This window comes from Robertmurraya sp. FSL W8-0741, assembly GCF_038004005.1.
GTDB classification, from domain to species: domain Bacteria; phylum Bacillota; class Bacilli; order Bacillales; family Cytobacillaceae; genus Robertmurraya; species Robertmurraya siralis.
Map to the genome: position 1 here is coordinate 4,599,107 of NZ_JBBOQG010000001.1, position 26,594 is coordinate 4,625,700.

A 26,594-nucleotide genomic window follows, 5' to 3' on the forward strand; every position below is an offset into this window, starting at 1 on the left:
TAGACCTTTTTCTTTCTTCATAAAAAAGAGAATTCCCAGCCTAAACTGAGAATATCTACTTTAAGGACTCACCGTTGACACATTTACCTGATAGGCTCTTTTTATATCAATACTATGTGTACCTGCGCCTATTTTCATCCTACCATTTTGGTTTAAATCGCCATCAAATTCCGGTTTTGAAGTTACCGTCCACTCGCTAGTCTCACTGAGTAAGTCTTGAACTTGTTGGGCAGAGATTTCAACATCGCTATTTTCCTGAATGAGCAGTGAAACCTCTCCGGCATTTTCGATTAACCAATTATTGCTAAGCTCCCGCGGTTTTAAAGTGATACGATTATTTTGCCCCGTTATTTCAAATTTAACATCCTTAGGCACTAATATTGTCACTTCCATATTGCCATAGTAGTGGTAAAACGGTCCATTTCCGTTTGGTAAATTTTTCATTTCGAGGTATAATGTATCCCCCTTTGTGTTGATGGACATATAATCTTCCACTTTCGATAGAAGTTTCTTTTCTCCAGTTGGAAAGGTTGCTGTATATGTCCCAAACATTGATATTTCTTGACTATTCGTTCCTTCTATAGCAATCTCATGTTCCGTCTTTAACACAATCCTTTTTATATTCTGATCAATCGTTTGAGAAAATGGCGGAAGCTCTACTGTTCGTTCCTCACGGGTCATCAATTCTCCGACAGCATTCGTAATCCCCAGTGAACTTACAATCGCAAATGCAATTCCGATTGTTCCTATCATTCCAACAAAGAAAATACTTAAGAAATCATATTTTAAGAACGGCTTTTCTTTTCTTGAAACAAAAAGATAAAGAAGGATTTCAATCCCTAAAATAATGAGAATAATTGGCCACCACGAAATCATAATGCTCATCATGCTCAAATCGAAAAACTGTGAGAGAAGAAGGAAAATTCCTAGAAAAAGTAGAGAAGCTCCCATTGAAATCGTCCCGACTCGCCATGTTCTAATCTGTTTCTCCTCCATCATTCTGCCTTACCTTCTTTCTTTCGTTTACTTCCCATTAATAGTTTGATTCCGCCGCCAATCATAAGAACACAAACGATTCCTGTTTGAAAATAGCGATCGAACCAATAACGTACATCAATATTGATCAATTCACTAATCATTGGAGAGAAAGCCGGCAGTACAATATTGCTTGTTAAATAGTACAAACCTAATAAAACGAGTCCAATTCCAACCCATTTTTGATGATTAATAAAATGGGAGATAATCGGAACATCCTCCAACTCTTCCCTACCATATCTTGATGCTTTTTGTAAGCCGTCAAAGAAACTGTAAAACCAAATAATTGGGATGAGAAATAAAAATATCCCTAATCTTAAAACATCTAAAATATAAATGGAAAAAAGAAATGCTGCCATTAGCTGAATCCCGCGCTTTTGTAAACCAAGGTATAAATGACCCGCACCCGGGAAAATGGAGAGAAACGTCGCAATTGATTTGCTCTTTTTCCCGACCTCTCTTTTCATTTCTAAATCTTCTAAAATAGAACGGTCAACAAGTTCTTCTCCTAATTGCTTTTTGTTCAATTGCTGCATCGTATCAAAAAAACCGTACACCCAAATAACCGGGAGCAATGCTAAGAAGAGAAGAAACTCCATTCTTGACGACAATACCGTCACAAAAATCACCATGATAATGGTTCCTAAAAATGCTGTTAACAGCGTCATGCCACGATTCATCAATCCCAATTGAAAATGCCCAACCCCAGGAATGAAAGAGAGGACAATCGTAAAAAAACGCTCCTGTTCATTCGTTTGCACTTTTGATGGCTGCTGACCCTCTGTTTGCATGAATCCTGCTTTATAAACTGTTTTCGGCGCCGTTATGGCAGTATCAATAATATTGACTATATAGAGGATCACGCCCAAGATAAAAATAATGATCGCCAATCCCTCTTCCAATGCTGACATGAGGACAATGAACAAAAGAATTAACGCAAATTCTCCAAACATATAAGCTAATCCCCGAACAGTTTGCCTTAAGTACAGCAAACCGCCACCCGGAAAAAAAGATAGTAAAAACGCCAAAATCGGGTTTTTCATTAATTGTCCGCCCCCTTATTTTTCAGTTGATCCATCCACGCAAATGTTTTATTGACAAGCTCTTCTGTTACAGAAGGCGTACTTTGCTTGAGCTCTGAACCTTCTACTGCATCAACATAATTCGTAATTGATTGAAAGATGCCCGAAGCCATGAATAACAGTGTCATCGCAGCTGCAATTGTATAATGGAATAAGGTCTTTTGATAAAAAGGAACTTTTTTATCAATCTCCTTTTCCTTTGACTCGATCACTTGAGCCATGATAGCATTCGTAAAATCATCCGTATTCGACAAAACAGGTAATGTCGGTTCGAGTTCTGTTACTGCCTCAAGATAAAGCTCCAAACATTGGTCACAGGTGTATAAATGATCTTCATACCTTTCTCGGTCTCTTTCATTTAATTCATTTTCCACGTATCGTTTCCACTCGTCATATGAAATATGGGTCATGAAAAATCGTCCTCCTTCCAATGCTTTTTCATCCAGAGACGTGCCCGATATAACTTTGTTTCAATCGTCTTCACTTGGACTTGCTGTTCTTCTGCGATTTGCTGATAGCTTTTTTCAGCGATATAAAAATCGTAGATCACTTCCCGATAGTTTTCCGGAAGCTCTCCCAGCCTCTTTCGTACTAATTCTCGTCTTTCTTTATTAATGACTTCCTCCTCAATCCGATCACGAGTTGTTGCGAGAGAGTCATATTCAAGCGATTCGACCATTTCTTCTGGCTTTCTTGCTTTTTTTCGTTTTAGATCAATCGAATGATTGACAGCAATTCTTTTCATCCATGTTTTAAAGCCCTGATTCTCATATTGGGGGAGAGAATGGTAGATCTTTATAAACACTTCTTGAGTAGCATCTTCAGCATCCTTTTGATTCCGCAGCACCGCATAAACTGTTTTAAACAACTCCGTCCGGTACTTTTCAACAAGTAGCCTGAATGCATGATCATTGCCGCTTAATATTTTCTTAATTAGAACCTGATCGTCAATCTCTCTCTCCCCCTTTCGAGCAGCTTCTAAACAAATAGACGACATCCGTTGATAGAACCCCTACACTATTTTTAATAAGGCTTTATTACATAGAATTATTGTTAAAATGAGCCAAACATCGTTTTCTAAACCATATAGAATGAAATAATTATCTCATAAAAGACTCTCAAGATATGGTAAGATTTATGTACAGCTTTTTATGCTGTGCTTTTTCGATCGGCATCTCCTATATTTTAACTACAGAGCGTGAAATGCACGCTATCAATTATTATTGGAAACACTATAACTATAAAACTGGGGGTGTATTATGAACGTTATTTTCTTGCTTGCGGCCTATTTGATCGGTTCGATTCCAACAGCATTAATTGTTGGAAAGCTGTTTTTCAAAATAGACATTCGTGAGCATGGGAGCAATAATCCTGGAGCAACAAACACGATTAGGGTGTTGGGAAAACGTGCTGGTCTCATTGTCTTAATTGTCGATATTGGAAAAGGAGCTTTAGCCGCAGCACTCCCGCTTCTATTTCATTTAGATATGGAGCCACTTACGCTCGGATTAATTGCTGTCGTCGGACACTGTTTTCCGATCTTCGCCCACTTTCGAGGCGGAAAAGCGATTGCCACAACTGCTGGCACCTTGCTTGTCGTCAATCCATGGATGCTCTTAATTGCCTATGTCACCTTTTTTGGAGTCATCTTCATCACAAAATATGTCTTTCTTGGCTCAATATCCGTTGGTGTTGCTCTATTGATCTATTCCTTCTTTCAACCAGGAATGGGATATGAACTTATCTTTTTCTTATTTATAGTATTTTTGCTTTTCCTGCACCGATCGAACATTCGCAATTTCATCGCCCATAAAGAGCCAAAAATCAATGACAAAAAGGTTAAAGACGATCGCATAAAGAAATAGACTCCTTGTAAAAACATTGTCAATTTATAAACAGCGTTGTAACAGTAAAATAAGAATTCATTCCGAAACAATCAAAGCCGGTGGAATTTTACGCGTCGTAAAATCTCATCGGCTTTTCATTGTCATTATAACTGATGTGGATGTTGATAGTGCTCATATACGCACCCTTTTCCCTCTTAAAGGCAAGATTGCTTGAAAATGGCGCTCACACCATTGTTTAACTGAACCACCTGCTGAGTCACGCTTACTTGTTTCCTTCGTTTTAGTCGAATCAAGCTTGGATTCGAACTTATTCCCGATGGTTTGCTGCCCGGCTGGTCTAATCAGTCTTCTATTCGAACTTAATCCCGCTAATTGATGCTCGGGCACGTCTAATAGACCTGTGATTCGGACTTTCACCCAATAGCTGATGCTCGTTACGTTCAAATGAACCTGTGATTCGGACTCATCACCGCAATTTCTTGCTTGTTCCAGACGAATAGGCCTTTTAAAAAAGCTCACTTTAACTACTCAGCTCGTATAATCCGTCGAACTTGCTTCTATGGATTTTTGTTATCTGTTGCTTTTCAGTTTTTCAATCATGCTGGTCGCTACTGCGTGCCAAAGCTCTTGATCTGCTAAGTAGGTTTGTTTGATTTGCTTGTACATTTCTTTTTGTCTTTCTTGGAAATCAACTGCATCTTTAGAAGGCAATTTCTCGCGAAGATCGTCGACAAAGCTTTGTGCTTCAGGTGCTCTTGGGCCCCAAACAGCCTTTTCATTACCCTTATCATCAATAAAAATAAATATCGGGATTGAGCGTGCTGTTCCATTGGTCAAATATTGATCCATCAGTTCAAGATTGCTGTCTCGTAACACAAAGTGAACCTCTATTTCCAGCTCCTTAGCGATTTTCATTAAAATGGGATTGTTCATTAATGCATCTCCGCACCAATCCTCAGTCAAGACGATCGCTTTTGAAGCAACGTCTTTTAACGCTTGTAATTCCGCTCTAGCCGACTCATTTAGGGCAAATTGTTCGTAAACGGAATTCATTTCAGCAAGATTGACCTTCATTTGTTCTTTGTACTCATCATATGTGAACCCTTTATCAAACCATTCAAGTAAAGTCATTTCGATTCCCTCCATATAAAAAGCTGGTAAGCCTATTATAGCCTACCAGCCCTACTTACTAATAATTTAACGCTTTTGAATTTCCTGTTGTAAAAGTTTATTAACGATCTGCGGGTTGGCTTGACCTTTTGTCGCTTTCATCAATTGGCCAACAAGAAATCCAATTGCTTTGTTCTTGCCATTTTTAAAGTCTTCAATCGATTGTGGATTCTTATCCAATACTTCGGTTACGACCTTTAGAAGCTCACCCTCATCGGAAATTTGAACAAGCCCTTTGTCCTTAACAATTTGTTCAGGATCGCCGCCGTTTTCGATTAATTCTTTAAAAACCGTTTTCGCAATCTTCGAGGAGATTGTTCCGTTCTCAATGAGTTTAATCATGCCCGCTAACCCTTCCGCCGTAAGGGCAATATCTGCTAATTCTTTTTGTTCCGCATTCAAGTAAGCTGAAAGCTCACCCATCAACCAGTTCGAGGCCTGTTTCGCATCAGCTCCGGCTGCGACAGTCGCTTCAAACAGATCTGCCATTTCCTTTGTCATTGTAAGGACACCCGCATCATATGGCGGTAGTCCCAATTCTTCTACATAGCGTTTTTTCCGTGCATCCGGAAGTTCAGGAATCTCTGCGCGAACCCTTGCTTTCCATTCTTCATCAATATACAAATCTAATAAATCAGGCTCCGGGAAGTAACGATAGTCATCAGAGCCCTCTTTAACGCGCATGAGCACAGTCTTTCCTGTCGCTTCATCAAAGCGGCGTGTTTCTTGTTCAATTTTGCCACCTGCAAGAATGACTTCCTCTTGACGCTTTTCTTCGTATTCCAGGCCTTTACGGACAAAGTTAAATGAGTTTAAGTTTTTCAATTCCGTTTTCGTACCGAACTCTTCCTGGCCGACTGGTCGAATCGAGATGTTCGCGTCACAGCGTAATGAGCCCTCTTCCATTTTACAATCAGATACACCTGTGTATTGAATTATCGATTTCAGTTTTTCCAAATATGCATAGGCTTCATTTGGCGTGCGGATATCTGGCTCTGATACGATTTCAATTAACGGCGTCCCCTGCCTGTTGTAATCACAGAGGGAATAACCTTGCTCATGGTTAAGCTTACCTGCGTCCTCTTCTAAATGAATGCGAGTAATCCCGATTTTCTTTTTGTAGCCATCCACTTCAATCTCGATCCAGCCATGCTCACCAATCGGCTTATCAAATTGAGAGATTTGGTACGCCTTCGGATTATCAGGATAAAAATAGTTTTTACGATCAAATTTTGTCTCCGTGGCAATTTCACAATTAAGAGCCATTGCTGCCTTCATGCCATAATCAACGACCTTTTTATTTAAAACCGGTAGTACACCTGGATAACCTAAATCGATAACGCTTGTATTTGTATTTGGTGCTGCTCCAAAATGATTGGGGCTGGAGGAAAAGATTTTTGATTCTGTTTTTAATTCAACATGGACTTCAAGTCCGATCACCGTTTCGAATTTCACTTATTCTCACCCCTTACAATTGTGGTTTTTGTTTATGAAAATCTGTTGCCTGTTCAAATGCATGCGCGACCCGATAAACAGTGCTCTCATCAAAATGCTTTCCGATAATTTGCAATCCAAGTGGAAGGCCATTGCTAAATCCACATGGAACAGAAATTCCTGGAACGCCTGCAAGGTTTACTGGGATTGTTAAAATATCATTTCGATACATCGTCATGGGATCAGCCGTATTTTCCCCCATTTTGAAAGCAGGAGTCGGCGTTGTTGGGCCAATAATAACATCGTATTTTTCAAAAATATTTTCAAAGTCTTGTTTAATAAGAGTACGTACTTTTTGTGCCTTTTTATAATAAGCGTCATAGTAGCCGGAGCTTAAAGCAAAGGTACCTAGCATAATCCGTCTCTTAACCTCATCCCCAAAGCCTTCTGCCCGCGTATTTTTATATAAATTCATCAATGTGTCTGCATTGGGGGAACGATATCCATATCTCACTCCATCGAAGCGAGCAAGGTTTGCGGATGCCTCTGATGAAGATAGTAAATAATAGGTTGCTAACGCATACTTAGAATGCGGCAGCGACACTTCCTCCCATGTTGCTCCTAATTTTTCAAGTATTTTGAGAGCATCTAACACAGATTGTTTGACCTCTTCTTTTACTCCTTCACCAATATACTCTTTTGGTACAGCTATTTTAAGCCCCTTTACATCACCTGTTAAAGATTGCACAAAATTAGGGACATCGACATTCACAGAAGTGGAATCCATCGGATCAAGCCCTGCGATAGCTTGGAGCAAATAGGCATTGTCCTCTACCGTTCTTGTTACAGGTCCAATTTGGTCTAATGATGAAGCAAACGCAACAAGACCAAAACGGGACACTCGTCCATAGGTTGGTTTCAGTCCCACAACACCGCAAAAGGATGCCGGCTGACGAATCGATCCGCCCGTATCAGATCCCAATGAAAATGGTACTTCTCCAGCTGCAACGGCAGCTGCCGAACCACCGGATGATCCGCCTGGCACCGTTTCAAGATTCCACGGGTTTTTTGTTTTTTGAAAGCCTGAGTTCTCTGTTGATGACCCCATAGCAAACTCGTCCATATTTAGCTTTCCAATTGTAATAGATTCAGCCGCTTGCAGCTTTTGTACGACCGTAGCATCATAAATTGGATTAAAATTATCGAGGATCTTACTCGCACAAGTTGTCCGTAAATTACGCGTAACGATATTATCCTTTATCCCGATAGGCATTCCAAAAAGGAGGCCTTTCGCTTCATCCGTACCTAATTTTTGCTCAAGCTCTTTTGCTTTTAAACGGGCTCTCTCTTCATCCAATGTCAAAAATGCTTCCACTTTATCATCCACTTGTTCGATTCTTCGATAAGATTCATCGACAAGATCGGAAACAGAAATTTCCTTTTTCTTCAATTGTTCATGAAGTACACTTAATTTCTGATCAAATAAACTCAAGCCATTTCCCCTCCTTACTCAATAATCGACGGCACTTTAATTTGGCCCTTTTCATGTTCAGGTGCATTTTTGAGAACTTCTTCTTGTGGAAGCCCCTTCGAAGGGATGTCTTCTCTCATCACATTTTTCATATCTAATACATGTGAAGTTGGCTCCACATTTTCAGTATCTACTTCATTTAAAAGCTCTGCGTATGTAATAATCTCATCAAGACTTTTCTTAAATTGGTGCACTTCTTCTTCTGTTACTGCTAATCTAGCTAAATGGGCTACATGTCGAACTTCTTCCTCTGATATTCTTGACATCGTCGTCACCTCCATATTTTATAGTTTTTTCACATTCCTCATTTCATTGTGAAAAACTTCATTCTTTATTGATTTTTCGTAAGTCAACAATAACTTGATAATATCAAAATTTACTGCTATAAAGCAACAGAGAGTAGATTTTTGCCTATTTTCATATTCAACAATAACAAAAAAGGATGTCCTAAAAACTTAAATTTTTAAGGACATCCCAATAGAGCATTTTCACATTGTGCTAGTATCAATGACGAAACGATATTTTACATCTGAAGCTAACACCCGTTTGTAAGCTTCATCGATCTGTTCTGCCGAAATCACTTCAATTTTTGGAACGATTTTATGCTCAGCGCAGAAATCCAGCATTTCTTGAGTCTCACGGATACCTCCAATCATCGAACCTGCAAATGAACGACGATGGCCAATCAAATTAAAGACATTTAAAGCCAATGGCTCTGCTGGTGCCCCGACATTTACTAAAGTGCCATCGAGAGTAAGCAAACGCAAATAAGCATCTAAATTAATTTTTGCGCTGACTGTATTAATTATTAAATCAAACGATCCATTCAACTTCTCGAACGTTTCTGGATTGCTTGTCGCATAATAATGATCTGCTCCCAATTGCAGGCCATCTTCCTTCTTCTTTAATGTTTGTGACAACACGGTCACCTCAGCCCCCATGGCATGCGCAATTTGCACAGCCATATGTCCAAGACCACCCATTCCAACAACGGCAACTTTTTCCCCTGGTCCGGCTTTCCAATGATTTAATGGCGAGTAGGTTGTAATCCCTGCGCAAAGTAATGGCGCTGCCTCATCAAGCTCAATATTATCGGGAATTTTGAGAACAAAATTTTCCTGTACGACAATATGAGTAGAATAGCCACCTTGAGTGGGTTCGCCATACTTATCAACACCTGCATAGGTTTGAATATTTCCTTTCAGGCAATACTGTTCTTCACCTTTAAGGCAGTTTTCACATTCGCCGCAAGAATCTACCATACATCCGACCCCAACACGATCACCGATCTTATATTTGGTCACTTTTGCCCCTACATCGGTAACAATTCCTGCAATCTCATGACCAGGCACAAGTGGATAGTTTACCTGACCCCATTCTCCATGTGCCGTATGGATGTCAGAATGGCATATTCCGGCATATTTAATTTCAATTAAAACATCATGCAAATCTAAATCACGTCGCTTAATTTCAGCTGCACGGAACGGTTTGTCCGGTCCATCGACAGCTCTTGCCTTTGCCATTACCATTAATAACTCCTCCTTAAAAAGCTACATTTCAAGCGAATGAGTTTACTTTGTTTTCTCTTGCAACCTTATGTTAATCGTTATAGTTAACTCTAGGTCAAGTGTTTAACTTAAATTTTTCTAATCAAATTTCTTGAAATTTTGAATGGATGTAATTAGAGTTAACTCAAAGTCTATATGATGTAGAGAAAGAAGGTTACGTATTGAAAACTTATTCAATTAGTGAAGTAGCAAAAGAGTTGAACCTCACCACTTATACGCTACGTTATTATGATAAAGAAGGTTTGCTCCCTTTTGTTGAACGAAAAGCAAATGGCACCCGTATATTTAACCAATCTGATATTGAAGCTTTAAAAATTGTTGAGTGTCTAAAGTCAACAGGGATGCCGATTAAGGAAATAAAGCATTTCATTGATTGGTGTGGAGAAGGTGATTCAACCTTGCAAAAACGTTATGACATGTTTATGGAAAGGAAAGCTTGCGTAGAAGCACAGTTGGAGGAACTGAAAAAAACAATGGAAGTTATCGAACATAAATGTTCATACTACAAAACAGCGTTAGATGCCGGTACAGAGGATATTCATAAAAACGTTCATATTGCTGCTTCCCTTACTAAATAAAGAAAGTTACATGCGTTTAAAAGCAGGCAGTGGCTCCTTCTAACACTTTTAAGCCAAAGTTTTTGTTATAATTTGCTCATTTTTGCTTCGATTCCATGAAGCGATAAAGTTCCACATATAACTGAAAGACGTGTGAAGCCAAGGTATCATACGAAATAAGCCCTTTTTACCAAGGCCTAAACTCTATAGGCATGAGTTCAAATTCCGAGCAATAACTATAACTACTTTATTGCTCGGAAAATGGTGAAATTTGGCGACTTATTAGGAAATCTCTCACAATCGCATTAGCATTGGAACAAAAAGCTAGATACGAGCGTTTTTCGCTGCTTTCTATGTCTTAGAGACTTGTTCATCCGCGCCGCTTAAAGAGCTTCGAAAAGAAACCTTTCTTATCATTGCTTTCTTCATATGTGATCTTTGATTTCGTGACGTAAATGTCCTCTTTATCGATAGCATAGTCATGAGCAAGGACTAATCCAATATCAGAATTATGTTCTTTGTTTGTCACAATCGTATATTTGACATCATGATCAGTACAAATTTTCATGTATTTGGATAGATGTCTATAATCAATATTGCCATTTAGCAACAATGTAGCAGTACGGTTTAATTTTATCGCTGCTTCTACTTCTGAAAAAATGGTTTCCTCCCGGACTTGCGCTTGAGTGAGGGCAATAACGACTCTTTCCCTAAGTGTCCCTAAAAACTTTCTCCTTTCATCCGGATTAATTTCCTTTTGCCCATGAATCCCCTGCTGAAGATAATCCTCCAAATTTGGACCTGACATTGTAAACCCTCCTTACCTTAGGCTATTATGATCTATGTATAAACAAGAGCCAATGTTCATCATTGTTCAAACGATTGATTGAATAATTATAGTGTACCCAATTTCATCATAACAAAAAAGGAATACACCCTCTGGCTGCCAGCAAACCTTACTTTTTTGCCCTCTCTTCCTGTACGGAGTGTTTTCAATCAAAACAGCAAAAGAGTACTTTACCTTCCCCTGTTGAATTCCTTCCTCAAAACTTCATACTCAATACAACATTTTCTACCACCTGAAAACAGTTTTAATATGTCGGTTTGATTTACGGCGTATTTCGTGTAAAATTTTGTACACACGAAATACGCCATAAATCATTTTATCAACCATCCTGTTTAACTCCGCATGAAGGTCTCATGAGGACAGCAAAGCCTAAATAAAAAGATGACTCCCTATTCAATACGGGAATCATCTTCTAGTTACTTAGACTCTTTTTTATATGGTCCTGGGCACAGGTACATGTTTAAACATGAAATCCTTTTTTCATTAGTCCTTTCTTTAAGACAACTTCCATGCAGGAATTAATGAATGAAACTTAAAGAAGTAACTCATTGGAATATGCAGGACTGTGTATAGGACAAGCGTCAATAAATAGGTCAAAAACCATTGCCAGACGGATACGTTCAAGAATGTATAGAGTAAAAACATTCCGACTGGAAATGGAATGAACACGATTAACCACATTGGGCTACCAATTGCTTCCGTTAAAGCTCCAAGAGAAACAACGGCAAAACCAATAATTAATGCTTCCCACAGAGGCAGGCCCTTTTGCAAAATGAGGCTTGCTATAAAATAAGAACATCCTGTCAAAAACACTGCAAGTAGAAAATTAAATAGATATTTCACTAAGAACCCTCCCGTAAGTTCTTCATTCATGCACCCCGTGAATCGCAAAATTCAGACAACAAGAGTTTATCATAGAAGGGTTCCGCCTGAGAACAGATTATGTGCATTCTTTACCTAAAGTTAATGATTCTGTTTGTAAAATTACTATAATCTGCATTCTTTTTTCGAATAATGGCCGTACAACGTTTGTTTTTCAAGGAATACAATGAAAATTCGAATGATTGCTATGGGGATGAATCGACGGACTTCTCTTAGCGCTCATCTTTATCCAACTATAATGGGGGCTTAGCGGTCGTTAAAAATGCTGGTAACAAGGCTGCTTTGCAACGTTGCTACCAGCATTACTTTTACACTTACTTTGTACTACTTGCTGTAAACTGTTCCTCTTCCGTTGAGCCTTTTAAGGCAGTCGTTGAAGATGTTCCTCCTGTGACAACCATCGACACTTGGTCGAAGTAGCCTGTGCCAACTTCCCGTTGGTGACGAGTTGCTGTATAACCATCGTGCTCACTTGCAAATTCTGCTTGCTGAAGCTCTGAATATGCTGCCATTCCCCGTTCTTTATAACCTAAAGCAAGCTTAAACATACTGTGGTTCAAAGCATGGAAACCGGCTAATGTAACAAACTGGAACTTATAACCCATTTTTCCTAGCTCAATTTGGAAATTAGCGATTTCTTCATCACTTAATTTCGCCTTCCAGTTGAAAGATGGCGAACAGTTATAGGCCAACAACTTGCCTGGATATTCCTTATGAATTGCTTCAGCAAAGGCGCGAGCCTCGTCGATATTTGGCTCAGACGTTTCGCACCAAATTAGATCGGCATACGGCGCATATGCAAGACCACGCGCGATTGCTTGCTCTAGCCCTGCCTTTGTACGGAAAAATCCTTCTGCTGTGCGTTCTCCGGTAATAAAAGCCCGATCATAAGGGTCGATATCACTTGTGATTAAATCTGCCGCATTGGCATCTGTTCTCGCCACAAGCACAGTTGGTACACCCATTACGTCTGCTGCTAGACGTGCAGAAATAAGGTTTCTAACTGCCGTTTGTGTTGGCAGCAGTACCTTCCCACCAAGATGTCCGCATTTTTTCTCGGAGGAAAGTTGATCCTCAAAGTGAACGCCTGCTGCTCCCGCTTCAATCATTCCCTTCATAAGCTCGAACACATTGAGTTGTCCTCCAAAGCCTGCTTCAGCATCCGCTACAATTGGAGCAAACCAATCGATCGAATGATCGCCTTCTAAATAATGGATTTGGTCAGCACGCTGCAGCGCTTGGTTAATCCGCTTTACAACACTTGGTACACTGTTGGCAGGGTACAGGCTTTGATCAGGGTACATATGCCCTGAGAGATTGGCATCTGCTGCCACTTGCCAGCCACTTAAATAAATTGCTTTAAGTCCGGCTTTTACTTGCTGCACCGCTTGGTTCCCAGTCAACGCACCGAGAGCATTGACAAAATCCTCTGTGTTTACAAGCTTCCACAACTTCTCAGCTCCACGGCGAGCAAGCGTATGTTCAATATCGATTGAGCCTCTTAGTTTAATAACTTCTTCAGCCGAATAAGGCCTTTCGATGCCCAACCACCGTTGATCTTGCTCCCAACTTGCTTGTAATTGCTCTGCTCTTTCGTTTGTCATTCCCATTCTCCTCTCACATTGAAATGTCTTCCTTTTTGTCTGCCTCATTTTGTTATAATACAGTATTACATTATATATTTTGTATTATATAACAGTAAAAATAAAAATGTAACCTTTTTTTGAAAATTTAAACAAAAAATCGGATATAAATCAGATTAAGAGAGTTTCTTTTAGGGATTATAATTTTCTAGATTAGGAAAAAATAGACAACATAAATAAAACGATAATTGAAGGATGATGTAGATGGTTTATATTTTGCTAATAATCGGCTTTGTCCTGTTAATAAAAGGAGCTGATTTTTTTGTGGAAGGCTCCTCCAATATCGCTGCCCTGCTCAAAATTGCACCGATGATAATCGGCCTGACGATCGTTTCTTTTGGAACGAGCTCACCTGAAGCTGCTGTCAGTATTACCGCGGCACTTAACGGGAATGCCGGAGTAACCCTTGGAAATGTTGTCGGGAGCAATATTTTTAATATTACTTTAGTCATTGGAATCTCAGCATTTCTTAATCCTTTAAAGGTCGAAAGCGATACAATCCGTAAAGAAATTCCGTTCACACTTTTAGCGAGTGTCGCTTTGTTTATTATGATTAGTGATATTTCTCTCCAATTTTTTGATGCGAATTCTCTCACACGTGGAGATGGACTCATCCTGCTATTGTTTTTTGCCATTTTCATGTACTACGTTATTGAGATTGCACTTAATAGTAGGGAGCAGGGACTTCATGAAGAATCTAACAAAAAAACAGGCTCTTGGGGCAAAAATATTGTCTTTACGATTGGAGGACTTGCCGGAATTATTTTGGGCGGCAATATAGTCGTCGATAGCAGTACAACCATTGCCTATTCGCTTGGAATGAGTGAAACATTAGTCGGACTGACCATTGTTGCGATCGGCACATCTTTACCTGAATTGATTACCTCTGTTACTGCTTCATATAAAAAGCTTAGTGAAATTGCCTTGGGTAATATTGTCGGAAGTAATATCTTTAACATATTGTTCGTACTTGGAGCATCATCCGCAATTTCCCCACTTCCAGTTGATGGAAAGCTGTTTACGGATGTTATCTTAATGATCGGTTTAACAATCCTTCTTTTTATCTTTTCCCGCTCTAATTATCGAATTGGTAAAATCGAAGGGGTGATTATGGCATTAACCTATGTTGCTTATATGGTTTTCATCATAATGAGAAACTAACTTGATGAGGAATCGCATTATGATTGCTTTTTCCGGAATTGCACATGAAATTTCCGGAATTGTTACTGATTTTTCCGGAATTAGACACGAAATTCCGGAATTATTTTTCATTTTTCCGGAATCCAATCCCCACGGCTCTCTCTGAAATGGCGTATAGATTTAAATTTTCAGCATGGCTATCATTATAAACAAAAAACCGCACTCCCGTAACTTCGGAATGCGGTTTAACTATCTATCTTTTATTAATACATTTCAGATGTTGTCTTGGCCTGCATGTGAAGTAATAAGTAGTCTGGGCCACCAGCTTTGGAGTCAGTTCCAGACATGTTGAAGCCACCAAATGGTTGGTAACCAACGATTGCACCTGTACACCCACGGTTGAAGTATAAGTTTCCAACATGGAAGTCTTCACGCGCTTGTTCCATATGTTCACGGTTTGATGTAATGACAGCTCCCGTTAAACCATATTCTGTATTGTTAGCAATTTCTAATGCTTCATCAAAGTCTTTCGCTTTTGTGAAACCAACAACTGGACCAAAAATTTCTTCCTGCATCAATCTTGCTGTTGGAGAAAGATCTGCAAAAACAGTAGGCTTAACGAAGAAGCCTGTAGAGCTATCGCCTTCTCCTCCGGTCATTAAGCGACCTTCTTCTTTTCCGATTTCGATATAGCTCATGATTTTATCAAAAGCTGCTTGGTCAATAACAGGCCCCATAAAATTATTTTGGTCTTCCGGGTTTCCTTGAGTCAGTTGGTTTGTTAATTCGACAACACGAGTTAGCACTTGATCGTACACATCTTCCACAATTACTGCACGAGAGCAAGCTGAACATTTTTGTCCAGAAAAACCGAAGGCAGATGCAACAATCGATTGAGCGGCAAGCTCTAAATCAGCTTCCTTATCCACGACAATGGTGTCTTTTCCACCCATTTCAGCAATTACTCGCTTGAGCCAAATTTGACCTTCATTCAACTTTGAAGCTCTTTCATAGATTCGTAGACCGACATCACGAGAACCCGTGAAGCTGATGAAACGAGTGTCTTTATGGTCCACTAAATAATCGCCAACTTCCGCTCCGCTTCCTGGTACAAAGTTCAGAACCCCTTTAGGTAGTCCTGCTTCTTCCATCACTTCTACAAATTTCGCTGCAACAACAGGTGTTGTAGATGCTGGTTTTAATAAGACAGTATTTCCTGAAACAATTGCGGCAACAGTCGTTCCAGCCATAATCGCTAACGGAAAATTCCATGGTGAAATAATGACACCTACACCAAGCGGAATGTAATCATAACGGTTATATTCATTTGGTCGGCTTTGTACCGGAACACCGTCCTTTAGCTTTAACATTTGACGGGCGTAAAACTCCAGGAAATCAATCGCTTCTGCTGTATCAGCATCAGCTTCTCTCCATGGTTTTCCAGCTTCTTTTGTTAATAGCGCCGAGAATTCATGCTTGCGTCGACGAATGATCGCAGCTGCTTTAAATAACACATCTGCACGCATTTCAGGCTTTGCCTTTTTCCATGTTTTAAACGCTTTCACAGCCGCCTGCATCGCTTGCTCAGCAAGATCCTTATTAGCCTTCGAAACACGCCCAATGACTTCAGCCTTGTTCGCTGGATTAATTGAAACAATTTTATCCTCAGTGGAAATGCGCTCACCACCAATGACGAGATCATAATCCTTTCCTAAATACCCTTCAACTGTCTTTAAAGCTTGTAAATAGCCTTCACGTTCCTTTTCTACTGAAAAATCTGTAAATGGCTCATGCTTATATTCCTGTACCAATCAAACCGCCTCCTTAGTACTGATTATGTAAGAAAATTCCACAAAAGACTTAAAGAAAACGAACTTTTCGCAAAGAAACACAATAGTTCGTATTTTTAAACTAAGCCTTTATGAAATTGACTAACGAAGTATTCACTCACATTCTATCAGTTTTACTTATATCGTTCAATCATCTTAAAATAGTCTTTATTTCAAGTTCAATAGCAAGAGCCTCAATTGAGGCCCTGGCTTGTTCAATATGGGTCTGAAGGGTGTCCTACTTGTTCCGCCTGCTGTACCGCTTCCTCTGTTTTTGTTGTGCCGATAGGCCCATGGCCAGTTTCCATATGCATCATCTTCAATCCTTCTGCGACTCGCTTGCCATAATCTGGGTCGCATTTTGTTAAATGCTCGACCATCGCATCCTGTATTTCCTTCCGGCAGGAGTGTAGGGTATTAACAAGATTATTAATTAATTCATTTCGCTCCCACTCATTAAATCTACGGTATGTTTCGCCAGCTTGACCATAGTTATTCTGACGCTCGATTGCCTCTCGTTTTACTTCACCTTCGACGTGTGGCGTGTACTCCTTGCCTACCTGCTTCGCTTCTTTTAACCCACCGATAATGGAAGGCTCATAATTGACATGAGGATTTTGATGGGTACCTTGGTCCACTCGGTATTCCATTTGACCTCCCCTTTGATTTGTTGCCACATGCTTTTTCGGAGCATTGATGGGCAGTTGCAAATAATTTGCTCCAACCCGATAACGCTGCGTATCCGAATAGGCGAATGTTCGCCCTTGAAGTAGCTTATCATCAGAGAAATCTAGTCCATCAACTAAAACCCCTGTTCCAAATGCAGCTTGTTCAACTTCAGCATGAAAGTTTTGTGGATTTTTGTTTAAAACTAATTTTCCGACTTTTCTCCATGGTACATCGTCTTTATACCAAAGCTTCGTTGGATCAAGTGGATCAAAATCCCATTCGGAATGCTCATCATCTGAAATAATTTGTACATACATCTCCCACTCAGGATATTCTCCCTTTTCAATTGCTTCATACAAGTCCTGTGTTGCATGATTGAAGTTTTTCCCCTGAATTTCCTCTGCTTCTGCTTGGGTTAAATTTTTAATTCCTTGCAAAGGCTCGAAATGATACTTTACTAGCACCGCTTTCCCTTCATCATTGACCCAACGATAGGCATGAACTCCGGAACCTTGCATTTGACGATAATTAGCTGGTATTCCCCAAGGAGAGAATAAGAACGTAATCATATGCATCGCTTCTGGAGATTGAGATATAAAATCAAAAATTCTTTCCCCATCCTGAATATTTGTCACAGGATCTGGTTGAAATGCGTGAACTAAGTCTGGAAATTTTAACGGATCACGAATAAAGAAAATTTTCAAATTATTTCCAACTAAATCCCAATTGCCATCCTCCGTATAAAATTTGACAGCAAACCCGCGCGGATCTCTTAAAGTCTCAGGCGAATGCTTACCATGATTGACAGTAGAAAAGCGAACAAATACAGGCGTCTTTTTACCCTTTTCCTGAAAAAGCTTTGCCCTTGTATATTTAGATATGGGTTCATCTCCGATCGTTCCATAGGCTTCAAAATACCCATGTGCTCCTGCTCCTCGTGCATGTACGACCCGCTCAGGAATACGCTCTCTGTCAAAATGACTGATCTTCTCCAAAAAGTCGTAATTCTCAAGCGTTGTCGGTCCACGATTACCGACTGTTCTAACATTTTGATTGTCCGTGACAGGGTGGCCTTGACGATTGGTTAATGTATCCTCCGTCTCATTCTCCCCAGTCTTGTTTTTCAACACTTCCTCTGAACCTTCCACATTTGTTCCAAAGTACTCATTTTCCTTTTTACCCATCAGTCTACCTCTCTTTTCATTAATAGTTAACACTATCAATATGCGCATTGAGAGGGCATTTTATGAAAGAAAGGTAATTATTAGAGAGATTTTATTAACGAAATGATTTCAGGAAGGATAATAAATAACACAAGCCCTGCACAAATGAGGAGCGCACCAAATAAATAATATAATTGCCTATTGCGATAAATTTGGATGATCAGTATGACGTTGGAAACAAGCATGATCAGAAGGAGCCAAATAGAATTACCTTTCTCAATCAACTCACCATCTTCAAGTGCAAAAAACCCCATCATTATCAATAAAACAAAAGTTATAAAGAAAAATTTCTTGCCTTTTTTATTCCAATTTGACGTTTCTATTTTATTTTCAGCCATCCACGATTTGCCCCTATTCATTCTTTAGTGCTATTAAGGTTCATCTTCTCTGCTTTCGCTTCAAACCAATTCTAATAAAACGACATGACAAACTGACTGACTGGTTCAACAGCCTTTTTCCAGCTCCAAATTTGATTGCTTCCTAACAAAACAAATAGAAGCATTGCTAGTAACTGCATGTTCGAAAATGCTAGATTCCCATTTCCGTTAATTCGTCAAGATTGCTGCCACTCAAACGGAACAGCTAATAAACTTAACCATACAAATACGTTAGCAATCAGCCTAAATTGCCAATTTCCCAATGAGACTCCCTCCCGCAAAAATCAACTCAGCTCATTCACTTTTCATGAAAGGCAGAATAGTTGTAAAGCCTTTTGCCTGAAGAACAAGCCCTCTATTGCCGCTTTCTCCTTAGAAATAATTGGATTTTTTCGTCCAATCAAACGTTTGTACAATTCCTAATTAACACTGACTTCTTTATTGTCTAAATCATATTCAATAATCGTTCCTATTCGGTTGCTCAGGCGAAATCATGAAGAATTTTCACGGTTTCATTTCTTTTCCCCTCTGCTGTTTGCTCACGAATTTCATAGATTTCAAATGTTCCTTTTTCAAAGAACAGCGGAAATCTTCTTCTAAACCATGGCTGCATCGGTAAATTTAATGCCTCCTTAATCGGTACCCAGCGCAATTCTCCCTCTGGCGGATTATCAAGCAGCTCTCCTTCGAATGACTTCGCTAAGTAATTAAAGACCATATAACGATAATTTTGTTGCGGATCGACAAACTCAGCCAACCCTTTATAAATTAGCTCCTTAACCATTAAGCCTGTCTCCTCCCGGACTTCTCGAATGGCCCCCTCAGTCAGACTTTCAGGAAAATCAACTTTTCCACCGGCAGCGATGTATCCTGGAAATCCTCGCTCACTCGGCCTGTTAATTAATAACACCTTATCCCCATCCTGCACTAAACACATGGTGAACATATCAACTTTGACCATTGCTGTATTTCTCCTTTTTTTAAACATATGTATGAAAAACAGACCATTGCCAAATTGACTGGTCTGCTAAGTGTATATACTAAGTTCTCTTATTTTTGGACAAATGCTCTAAATACTCCACGAAACACACTAAAAATGATGACTAGACAAATGATCAATGCAATCATGCGATTAAACCCATTCGGCTCCCCAAAAATCAATAGAAATAGATCAGCAAAGCTATAAGGAACAAGAGCTGGTAGGAGAAATAATCCCGTTAAAATCCCTGCAGCTAAATATATAAGATATTTTTTCTTATTCATGTAGTCCCTCCGATCGTTTGCACGACATCTTTATTTTAATTCTAGCATAAAATTCCAGCATTGAACGTAAAAAAGCCTAAATTGACAGACGACAATTTAGGCTTTCATTTGTTTAATTGTAAATATGCACAAATGGGTCGTTTTGATCGACTTTGCGGACGATTAATGCTTCCGGTCCATTCACAGAAGAGATGTTCACTTCAACCGAAATATAGTTTGGAAAATGATCCACTATTAAGCCCGTTACATACTGAGTAAACCCGATCGTCTCCGCTTTTCCATAAAATTGAATGGGGATACTGATGCTTAAATCCTGAAGTTCATTATCGCTATAAAAGGCTTTTCCAATTACGCCATTAAAGTTTGGGAAGAATTCTTCCACATCCTGTTTGAAATTTAAAAAGGTCGTTAAATCATCTCGATAATTATTTTGAGCATCTGTCGATGGGAATAGAACATAGTCTTCCTTCACATTTTCCCAGCTGCCAAGTTTTGAGCTGCCCTCTGACACATTTGCATAAGCAAAGAAATTACCTGGCACAACAGATGAGTTGCTTTCCTGTTCAAACAAAGCAATCGTAATCGGTACTTTTTCCAGCCCTTTGATTTGTCTTAAACGCGTCACAACCTCTTGCGCAATTTTTTTTCCTTCACTATCCAATTTAGCGTGATCAATCTTTGTTTCCAATGTTGGCCCATACTGGATTTCTTGGAAATAGTGAACGGAGTTTAACGCTAAGCCGATGACAATTCCTCCAAGACGGGCCGTTTCGCCTTCTTTCACAAGATAATTATGCTCCAAAATATGGGCTAAATAAATAGGATTTTCTTTATTTCTTGTTTTTACATCGCCTTTGCCCGGATCTGCAGGGTTAAGTCCGATGTTATCTTCTGGTTTAATCTTCATTTGCTCTAATTGCTCATCCGTATATTTTCGGTTCAGCCACAAACCAACTGTTTTACGATCTAAATACTGTCCCTCTTGAAAATAAAATTTATCGGTATTAAAGACGTTTTGGGCAATTCGCATCAACCCTGTTTCGAATTCATCAATATCGTATCTTGTATTTAATTGGCTAACCGTTAAACCGCGGGCTTCCGAAGGCACAAATGGTATTATCGTTTGATAATATTGATCAGATATTTTATATTTTGGGATAATCGCTTTCTCTTTCGAGTCATCCTTTTCCTGAACGATCTCCTGTTCCTTTTGAAAATTAGGAGCGCAGCCAGTTAGTAAAAGGAAAAAAGCTAAAACGACCAATGAGATCTTTCTCACGGTACATTCACCTCTTAATTCCGTAGTAAGTTCTTCTTATCTCTAGTGTACTTAAGACTTCTTCAATTCATCTATTAATTTCTCCTCATTCCATACTTCAACACCTAGTTCCTCTGCCTTTGACAGCTTGGAACCAGCATCTTCTCCTGCAATGACAAGATCCGTTTTCTTACTGACACTTCCGGAAACCTTTCCACCGAGCTTTTCAATTTCCTCTTTTGCCTCATTGCGGGATAACTGTTCAAGCTTACCTGTTAAAACAATTGTTTTTCCTGCGAAAAATGATGTAGATTCTTCGAGCGAGACGGGCTTTGGCCCCTTATATTCTGTATTCACTCCGATTGCTTTTAATTCCTCGAGCAAATCCTTTACTTCTTCAAGCTCAAAATAAGAAACAATCGAATCCGCCATTTTATCGCCAATTTCATTGATAGCCGTTAGTTGTTCGGAGGTTGCTTCTGCTAAATTATCGAGTGTATTAAACTCCATTGCCAACGTCTTTGCTGCTTTTGCCCCTACATGTCTGATCCCCAAACCAAAGAGCAGCCTCTCGAGAGAGTTGCTTTTAGAAGCTTCAATTGCTTGCAACAGATTGCTTACTGACTTTTCGCCCATTCTTTCCAATGCCAACAGTTGTTCTCTTGTGAGCTTATAAATATCTGCTACATCCTCAATCAACTGTGCAGAGAAAAGCTGACCAATTACTTTTTCACCCAACCCATCAATATTCATAGCATCTCTGGATACGAAATGAATCAACCCTTCGCGAATTTGTGCCGGACATTTCGGGTTAATACAGCGTAATGCCACTTCTCCTTCAAGTCTTACAAGTTCACTTTCACACTCTGGACAATGGGTCGGCATTTGAAAATCGATTTCTTTTCCTGTACGACTGTCTGCTAAGACGTTGACGACTTCAGGAATAATATCCCCTGCCTTTTTAACGACAACCTGATCACCAATTTTAATATCTTTTTCCCGAATCAAGTCTTCATTGTGCAAAGACGCCCGTTGCACGGTTGTTCCTGCAACACGAACAGGTTCTAAAATCGCAGTTGGCGTCACGACACCCGTTCGTCCTACACTTAACTCAATATCTTTAAGGATCGTCACCACTTCTTCTGCGGGAAATTTATACGCGATCGCCCAGCGAGGACTTTTTGCAGTGAAGCCTAGAATCCTTTGTTGTTCTAAAGAGTCGACCTTAATGACAAGCCCATCTATTTCATAAGGAAGATGCGGTCTTTTCTCAGCCCAGCCTGCAACGAACTCAATCACTTCCTCGATTGTTTTGCACATCTTTCTTTCCTTATTCGTTTTAAATCCTAAGCGATCTAAAAGCTCAAGTGCTCCACTATGGGAATCGACACCTGCTGCTTCTGTATTAGCAATGCTATAAAGAAAAACATCTAAATTTCGCGAAGCCGCAATTTTTGTATCTAATTGCCTTAAAGAGCCTGCTGCTGCATTGCGCGGGTTTGCAAACGGCTCCTCTTCACGCTCCTTTTTCAGCCTATTTAAAGCTTCAAAAGAACGTTTTGGCATGAATACCTCTCCGCGAACCTCAATGGACACAGGCTCACGCAAACGCAATGGAATCGAGCGAATCGTCCGTAAATTTGCGGTAATATCCTCTCCGGTTGTCCCATCACCTCGAGTTGCCCCGCGAATAAATAAACCATTTTCATAGCGTAAAGAAACGGCCAAGCCATCAATTTTTAACTCACATACATAGGAATGATCCATGCCAACAGCCTGGGTAACGCGGCGATCAAAATCAACCAAGTCCTGCTCATTAAAGGCATTGCCCAGGCTGAGCATCGGAATTTCATGCTGAACTTTTTCAAACAGGTCAAGAACCTGCCCTCCTACCCGTTGTGTAGGTGAGTCAGAAGTCTTTAGCTGCGGAAATCGTTCTTCAATCTGAATTAACTGTTGCATCAATCGATCATATTCTGAATCTGGAACGGAAGGTTTATCTAATACATGGTATTCATAATTATACTGATTCAATCTTTGATGAAGTTCTTTTACTTCTTTTTCTGCCGTTTGAAGATCCATCTTCCCACCCCTTTCACTTACACTTTTTGAATTGGAGCAAACTTTGCGAGAAGTCGTTTGATCCCTACTGGGCTTGGAAATGCAATATCAAGCTCCATGCTTTCGCCTTCTCCTTTGACACTAACTACCGTACCGACTCCCCATTTTCCATGCTGCGCTTTGTCGCCAACCGCCCAGCCTAATCCTTCTCCACCGGTAGAGGCTGGCACAGGTCGTTTAACTGCCGGTCTCATCGTTGGACGTGAAGCGGTAGCAAATGGAGATGATGCTCTTGCTTGCGGCTTGACCCCTTCTAATAATTCTTCCGGAATTTCGTTAATAAATCGTGAAGGAGGATTCATGTTCGTGCGGCCAAACAATGTTCGCATTTGAGCATTCGTTAGATAAAGCTCCTCCTCAGCTCGAGTAATTCCCACATAAGCTAAGCGGCGCTCTTCCTCCATTTCCGCCTCTTCCATTAATGAACGGCTGTGTGGAAATACCCCTTCTTCTAAGCCCATTAAAAAGACAACTGGAAATTCTAAACCTTTTGCTGAGTGCAATGTCATGAGCACAACCTGATCCATCTTTTCTCCCTCATCATCAAGCCGATCAATGTCAGCAACAAGAGCTAAATCCGTTAAAAATGCGACAAGGCTTTTATCGTCGCTTCCATCCTCAAAACTCTTAGTTACAGACAAAAATTCATCAATATTTTCTAGCCTGCTTTCCGATTCTAGCGATTTCTCCGCTTTTAACATTTCACGGTAACCTGTTTTATCAAGGACCTCTTCAACCAATTCTGTAACTGATAGATATTCTTGCATATTTGTATAGCCTTTAACAAGCTCACGGAATTCTGTAGCTGCCTTCGTAATTTTTGGACTTAGACCAATTAGTTCAATTGAATCGAGGGCACCAAACATCGAAAGATCATGGAGGGTGGCAAAATTGGCAATTTTGTCGATCGAGCTTGAGCCAATCCCCCGCTTCGGTACATTAATAACCCGCTGCAAGCTGATGTCATCATCGGGATTAGCAATCAATCTTAAATAAGCTAAAATATCTTTAATTTCTTTCCGATCATAGAATTTAATACCGCCGACAATAGCATAGCCGATGTTTGATTTAAGCAGCACTTCTTCCATCACACGGGACTGAGCATTCGTGCGGTAGAGAACCGCAAAGTCGGAATACTTCCGTTTTCCGCTGTCCACTAGCTCTTTCATTTTTCCGGCGACAAATTGAGCTTCTGTTTGCTCACTGTCCGCACGAAAATAGTAGATTTTGTTGCCGTCCATATTTTCCGTCCAAAGATTCTTCGGCTTACGATTTAGGTTGTTTTTAATCACTTCATTGGCTGCATTGAGAATCGTCTTTGTTGAGCGATAGTTTTGTTCCAGCAAAATCACAGCGGCACGTGGGTAGTCCTTTTCAAAGGAAAGAATATTGGCGATGTCAGCGCCCCTCCAACGATAGATTGATTGATCCGAGTCTCCGACAACACAAAGATTTTGAAAGCGGCTTGCCAATAATTTCACAAGCATATACTGAGCACGGTTTGTATCTTGATACTCATCAACATGAATATATTGAAATTTACGCTGATAAAATTCAAGAACCTCTGGAACCCGTTGAAAAAGCTGAATCGTAATCATAATCAAATCATCGAAGTCAAGCGCTTGATTTTTGCGCAGTTTTTTTTGATAAAGCTCGTACACATCCGCCACAACCTGATCATAATAACCACCAGCAGTCTTGCTGAATTCCTCGGGTGTCTTCAGCTCGTTTTTCGCGCTGCTAATCGCACCTAAAATCGCGCGAGGGTCAAATTTCTTCGGATCAATATTTTTCTCTTTTAGGATTCCTTTGATTACAGATTGTTGATCGGTTGAATCCAAAATCGTGAAGTTGCGATTATAGCCGATGCGATCAATATCACGGCGCAGTATCCTTACACACATTGAATGGAAAGTCGAAATCCAAATTTCATCCGCCGCTCCACCCATCATCTTGTAAATCCGTTCCTTCATTTCACGTGCAGCTTTGTTCGTAAAGGTAATGGCCAAAATATTATACGGATTAACGCGTTTTTCAACCATTAAATAAGCAATCCGATGGGTCAGTACTCTTGTTTTTCCACTACCTGCACCTGCCATAAGTAGCAAAGGGCCCTCTGTCGTTTTAACAGCTCTTTGCTGCTCTGGGTTTAAGCCATTTAGTAATTTATCTGTTAAATATTGCATTCCTTCACCACCAAACAAACATATGTTCTTTTTCTATTGTATAAGAGTTACGTTCAGCCTTCAATTTATATTTTCACCGTTTCAAGAGCTTTTTCTAAGTCCCTATAGATCGCATTGCCGACGACGATCACATCAGCGTATGCCGCCATCTCTTTTGCCTGACTTAAATTCGCAATTCCTCCACCGTAAAAAAGGACGGTATTATCAAGCACTTCTTTCGCCTCTTGAACGATTTGTACATCCCCATATGAGCCGCTGTATTCTAAATAAAAAATTGGCAAATGCAGCATATTCTCTGCAATTCTTGCATAAGCAGCCACATCCTCACCTGTCAAATTCGTCTTTGCTTTTGTCAGCTTTGCCACCTTACATTCTTCATTAAGAATACAATAGCCCTGCACAAGAATTTCATCCCAATTCATGATATCTCCGTATTCTTTTACTGCTTCATGATGCAATTCAATTATCCATTTAGAATGTGGGCTATTCAAGACAGAGGGAATAAAATAGAAGTCAAAGCCTGGAGTAATTGATTCAATATTAGAAACCTCTAGAACGCAAGGAACTGTGTATCTTCGAACTCTCGCCATTAAATCTAGTACCTTCTCAAGAGTCACACCGTCTGTCCCGCCAACAATGATCGCATCTGTTCCCGATTCACATAATTTTTCAAGGTTTTCATCAGAAATTTCTTTATTAGGATCCAGCTTAAACGCATGGCGCCAGTCACGAATATTGTACACTTACTACTTCCTCCAATTGAGTATATTTCAAAGATTGAAGATACACCGCAAATTAATGTTTTTTAATGGACAAAGCCATATTCCATTCCATCATTATAGCATTTGTTTAAAGGAATAAAAAATGAAAACAGGTTTAGTGCTGCGGTCAATTTTGTTTTTAATTGGATAGGAGCAATGTCGGGAAATGAG

25 protein-coding genes are annotated in these 26,594 nt (G+C 39.9%); 3 read left to right on the forward strand and 22 right to left on the reverse strand.

All coding sequences use genetic code 11. The features are described 5' to 3' along the window. Positions 1 to 60 precede the first annotated feature (60 nt). The 4 genes from NST02_RS22455 to NST02_RS22470 are packed head-to-tail and all read right to left on the reverse strand — an operon-like array spanning position 61 to position 3,114. Positions 61 to 999 carry a LiaF transmembrane domain-containing protein gene (locus NST02_RS22455; protein WP_095309072.1) on the reverse strand — a complete coding sequence of 313 codons (939 nt, stop codon included), beginning with the start codon at positions 997 to 999 and terminating at the stop codon, positions 61 to 63. Continuing rightward, positions 996 to 2,078 (reverse strand): hypothetical protein, encoded by a 1,083-nt coding sequence (locus NST02_RS22460; RefSeq protein WP_095309074.1) that lies wholly within the window; start codon positions 2,076 to 2,078, stop codon positions 996 to 998. The genes NST02_RS22455 and NST02_RS22460 overlap by 4 nt, the downstream gene beginning before the upstream one ends. After that, positions 2,078 to 2,527, reverse strand: coding sequence for an anti-sigma factor family protein (locus tag NST02_RS22465; RefSeq protein ID WP_095309076.1), 450 nt, complete (start codon positions 2,525 to 2,527; stop codon positions 2,078 to 2,080). Before NST02_RS22465 ends, NST02_RS22460 begins: the two co-directional genes overlap by 1 nt. Continuing rightward, positions 2,524 to 3,114 (reverse strand): RNA polymerase sigma factor, encoded by a 591-nt coding sequence (locus NST02_RS22470; protein ID WP_095309078.1) that lies wholly within the window; start codon positions 3,112 to 3,114, stop codon positions 2,524 to 2,526. The genes NST02_RS22465 and NST02_RS22470 overlap by 4 nt, the downstream gene beginning before the upstream one ends. Before the next feature lie 262 nt (positions 3,115 to 3,376). On the opposite strand from NST02_RS22470, the gene plsY reads away from it, so the two are divergent. Beyond that, complete coding sequence (plsY, locus tag NST02_RS22475; RefSeq protein ID WP_095309080.1) at positions 3,377 to 3,982, forward strand: glycerol-3-phosphate 1-O-acyltransferase PlsY; 606 nt, start codon at positions 3,377 to 3,379, stop codon at positions 3,980 to 3,982. A 153-nt stretch (positions 3,983 to 4,135) separates the two neighbouring features. Here the strand turns inward: plsY and NST02_RS22480 are convergent, their stop codons facing one another. From NST02_RS22480 to NST02_RS22505, 6 genes are all read right to left on the reverse strand, one after another. Beyond that, positions 4,136 to 4,483 carry a hypothetical protein gene (locus tag NST02_RS22480; RefSeq protein ID WP_340949842.1) on the reverse strand — a complete coding sequence of 116 codons (348 nt, stop codon included), beginning with the start codon at positions 4,481 to 4,483 and terminating at the stop codon, positions 4,136 to 4,138. Positions 4,484 to 4,534: 51 nt separating this feature from the next. Next, entirely contained in the window at positions 4,535 to 5,095 is a 561-nt protein-coding gene (locus tag NST02_RS22485) for a thioredoxin family protein (protein WP_095309083.1), read from the reverse strand. Positions 5,096 to 5,161: 66 nt separating this feature from the next. Next, entirely contained in the window at positions 5,162 to 6,589 is a 1,428-nt protein-coding gene (gatB, locus tag NST02_RS22490; protein WP_095309085.1) for an Asp-tRNA(Asn)/Glu-tRNA(Gln) amidotransferase subunit GatB, read from the reverse strand. Between the two features lie 13 nt (positions 6,590 to 6,602). Further along, positions 6,603 to 8,060 carry an Asp-tRNA(Asn)/Glu-tRNA(Gln) amidotransferase subunit GatA gene (gatA, locus tag NST02_RS22495; protein ID WP_095309087.1) on the reverse strand — a complete coding sequence of 486 codons (1,458 nt, stop codon included), beginning with the start codon at positions 8,058 to 8,060 and terminating at the stop codon, positions 6,603 to 6,605. Between the two features lie 14 nt (positions 8,061 to 8,074). Next, positions 8,075 to 8,365, reverse strand: coding sequence for an Asp-tRNA(Asn)/Glu-tRNA(Gln) amidotransferase subunit GatC (gene gatC / locus NST02_RS22500; protein WP_095309089.1), 291 nt, complete (start codon positions 8,363 to 8,365; stop codon positions 8,075 to 8,077). A 222-nt stretch (positions 8,366 to 8,587) separates the two neighbouring features. Beyond that, positions 8,588 to 9,628: an NAD(P)-dependent alcohol dehydrogenase gene (locus tag NST02_RS22505; RefSeq protein ID WP_095309091.1), complete on the reverse strand. Its 1,041-nt coding sequence runs from the start codon at positions 9,626 to 9,628 to the stop codon at positions 8,588 to 8,590. A 200-nt stretch (positions 9,629 to 9,828) separates the two neighbouring features. Between NST02_RS22505 and NST02_RS22510 the strand changes: the two genes are divergently transcribed. Next, the gene (locus NST02_RS22510) at positions 9,829 to 10,245 is read left to right on the forward strand and encodes a MerR family transcriptional regulator (protein ID WP_095309093.1); all 417 of its coding nucleotides are present in this window, start codon (positions 9,829 to 9,831) and stop codon (positions 10,243 to 10,245) included. A gap of 349 nt (positions 10,246 to 10,594) precedes the next feature. Here NST02_RS22510 and NST02_RS22515 read toward each other — a convergent pair whose 3' ends face one another. From NST02_RS22515 to aceA, 3 genes are all read right to left on the reverse strand, one after another. Then, positions 10,595 to 11,032 (reverse strand): YueI family protein, encoded by a 438-nt coding sequence (locus NST02_RS22515; RefSeq protein ID WP_095309106.1) that lies wholly within the window; start codon positions 11,030 to 11,032, stop codon positions 10,595 to 10,597. 534 nt (positions 11,033 to 11,566) lie between these two features. Further along, positions 11,567 to 11,914 carry a hypothetical protein gene (locus NST02_RS22520; RefSeq protein WP_340949844.1) on the reverse strand — a complete coding sequence of 116 codons (348 nt, stop codon included), beginning with the start codon at positions 11,912 to 11,914 and terminating at the stop codon, positions 11,567 to 11,569. 353 nt (positions 11,915 to 12,267) lie between these two features. Continuing rightward, positions 12,268 to 13,557 (reverse strand): isocitrate lyase, encoded by a 1,290-nt coding sequence (gene aceA, locus NST02_RS22525; protein WP_095309110.1) that lies wholly within the window; start codon positions 13,555 to 13,557, stop codon positions 12,268 to 12,270. A 243-nt stretch (positions 13,558 to 13,800) separates the two neighbouring features. Between aceA and NST02_RS22530 the strand changes: the two genes are divergently transcribed. Continuing rightward, the gene (locus NST02_RS22530; protein WP_137743057.1) at positions 13,801 to 14,757 is read left to right on the forward strand and encodes a calcium/sodium antiporter; all 957 of its coding nucleotides are present in this window, start codon (positions 13,801 to 13,803) and stop codon (positions 14,755 to 14,757) included. A 242-nt stretch (positions 14,758 to 14,999) separates the two neighbouring features. Here the strand turns inward: NST02_RS22530 and pruA are convergent, their stop codons facing one another. The 9 genes from pruA to NST02_RS22575 form a co-directional block, all read right to left on the reverse strand. Further along, positions 15,000 to 16,547, reverse strand: a complete 1,548-nt coding sequence (gene pruA / locus NST02_RS22535) for an L-glutamate gamma-semialdehyde dehydrogenase (protein WP_095309114.1) — start codon at positions 16,545 to 16,547, stop codon at positions 15,000 to 15,002. A 233-nt stretch (positions 16,548 to 16,780) separates the two neighbouring features. Then, positions 16,781 to 18,418, reverse strand: coding sequence for a catalase KatX (gene katX / locus NST02_RS22540; RefSeq protein ID WP_137743058.1), 1,638 nt, complete (start codon positions 18,416 to 18,418; stop codon positions 16,781 to 16,783). An 80-nt stretch (positions 18,419 to 18,498) separates the two neighbouring features. Continuing rightward, on the reverse strand, positions 18,499 to 18,795 hold the full coding sequence (locus tag NST02_RS22545) for a hypothetical protein (protein ID WP_137743059.1): 297 nt from the start codon (positions 18,793 to 18,795) through the stop codon (positions 18,499 to 18,501). A gap of 520 nt (positions 18,796 to 19,315) precedes the next feature. Continuing rightward, positions 19,316 to 19,795 (reverse strand): 8-oxo-dGTP diphosphatase, encoded by a 480-nt coding sequence (locus NST02_RS22550; protein ID WP_340949845.1) that lies wholly within the window; start codon positions 19,793 to 19,795, stop codon positions 19,316 to 19,318. An 89-nt stretch (positions 19,796 to 19,884) separates the two neighbouring features. After that, positions 19,885 to 20,097 (reverse strand): hypothetical protein, encoded by a 213-nt coding sequence (locus NST02_RS22555; RefSeq protein WP_095309119.1) that lies wholly within the window; start codon positions 20,095 to 20,097, stop codon positions 19,885 to 19,887. Between the two features lie 112 nt (positions 20,098 to 20,209). Beyond that, positions 20,210 to 21,376 carry a CamS family sex pheromone protein gene (locus NST02_RS22560; protein WP_095309121.1) on the reverse strand — a complete coding sequence of 389 codons (1,167 nt, stop codon included), beginning with the start codon at positions 21,374 to 21,376 and terminating at the stop codon, positions 20,210 to 20,212. A gap of 51 nt (positions 21,377 to 21,427) precedes the next feature. Then, entirely contained in the window at positions 21,428 to 23,437 is a 2,010-nt protein-coding gene (ligA, locus tag NST02_RS22565) for an NAD-dependent DNA ligase LigA (RefSeq protein WP_095309123.1), read from the reverse strand. Positions 23,438 to 23,454: 17 nt separating this feature from the next. Beyond that, on the reverse strand, positions 23,455 to 25,662 hold the full coding sequence (gene pcrA, locus NST02_RS22570; protein ID WP_095309125.1) for a DNA helicase PcrA: 2,208 nt from the start codon (positions 25,660 to 25,662) through the stop codon (positions 23,455 to 23,457). A 65-nt stretch (positions 25,663 to 25,727) separates the two neighbouring features. Then, positions 25,728 to 26,405, reverse strand: a complete 678-nt coding sequence (locus NST02_RS22575; protein WP_095309127.1) for a heptaprenylglyceryl phosphate synthase — start codon at positions 26,403 to 26,405, stop codon at positions 25,728 to 25,730. Positions 26,406 to 26,594: the final 189 nt, after the last annotated feature.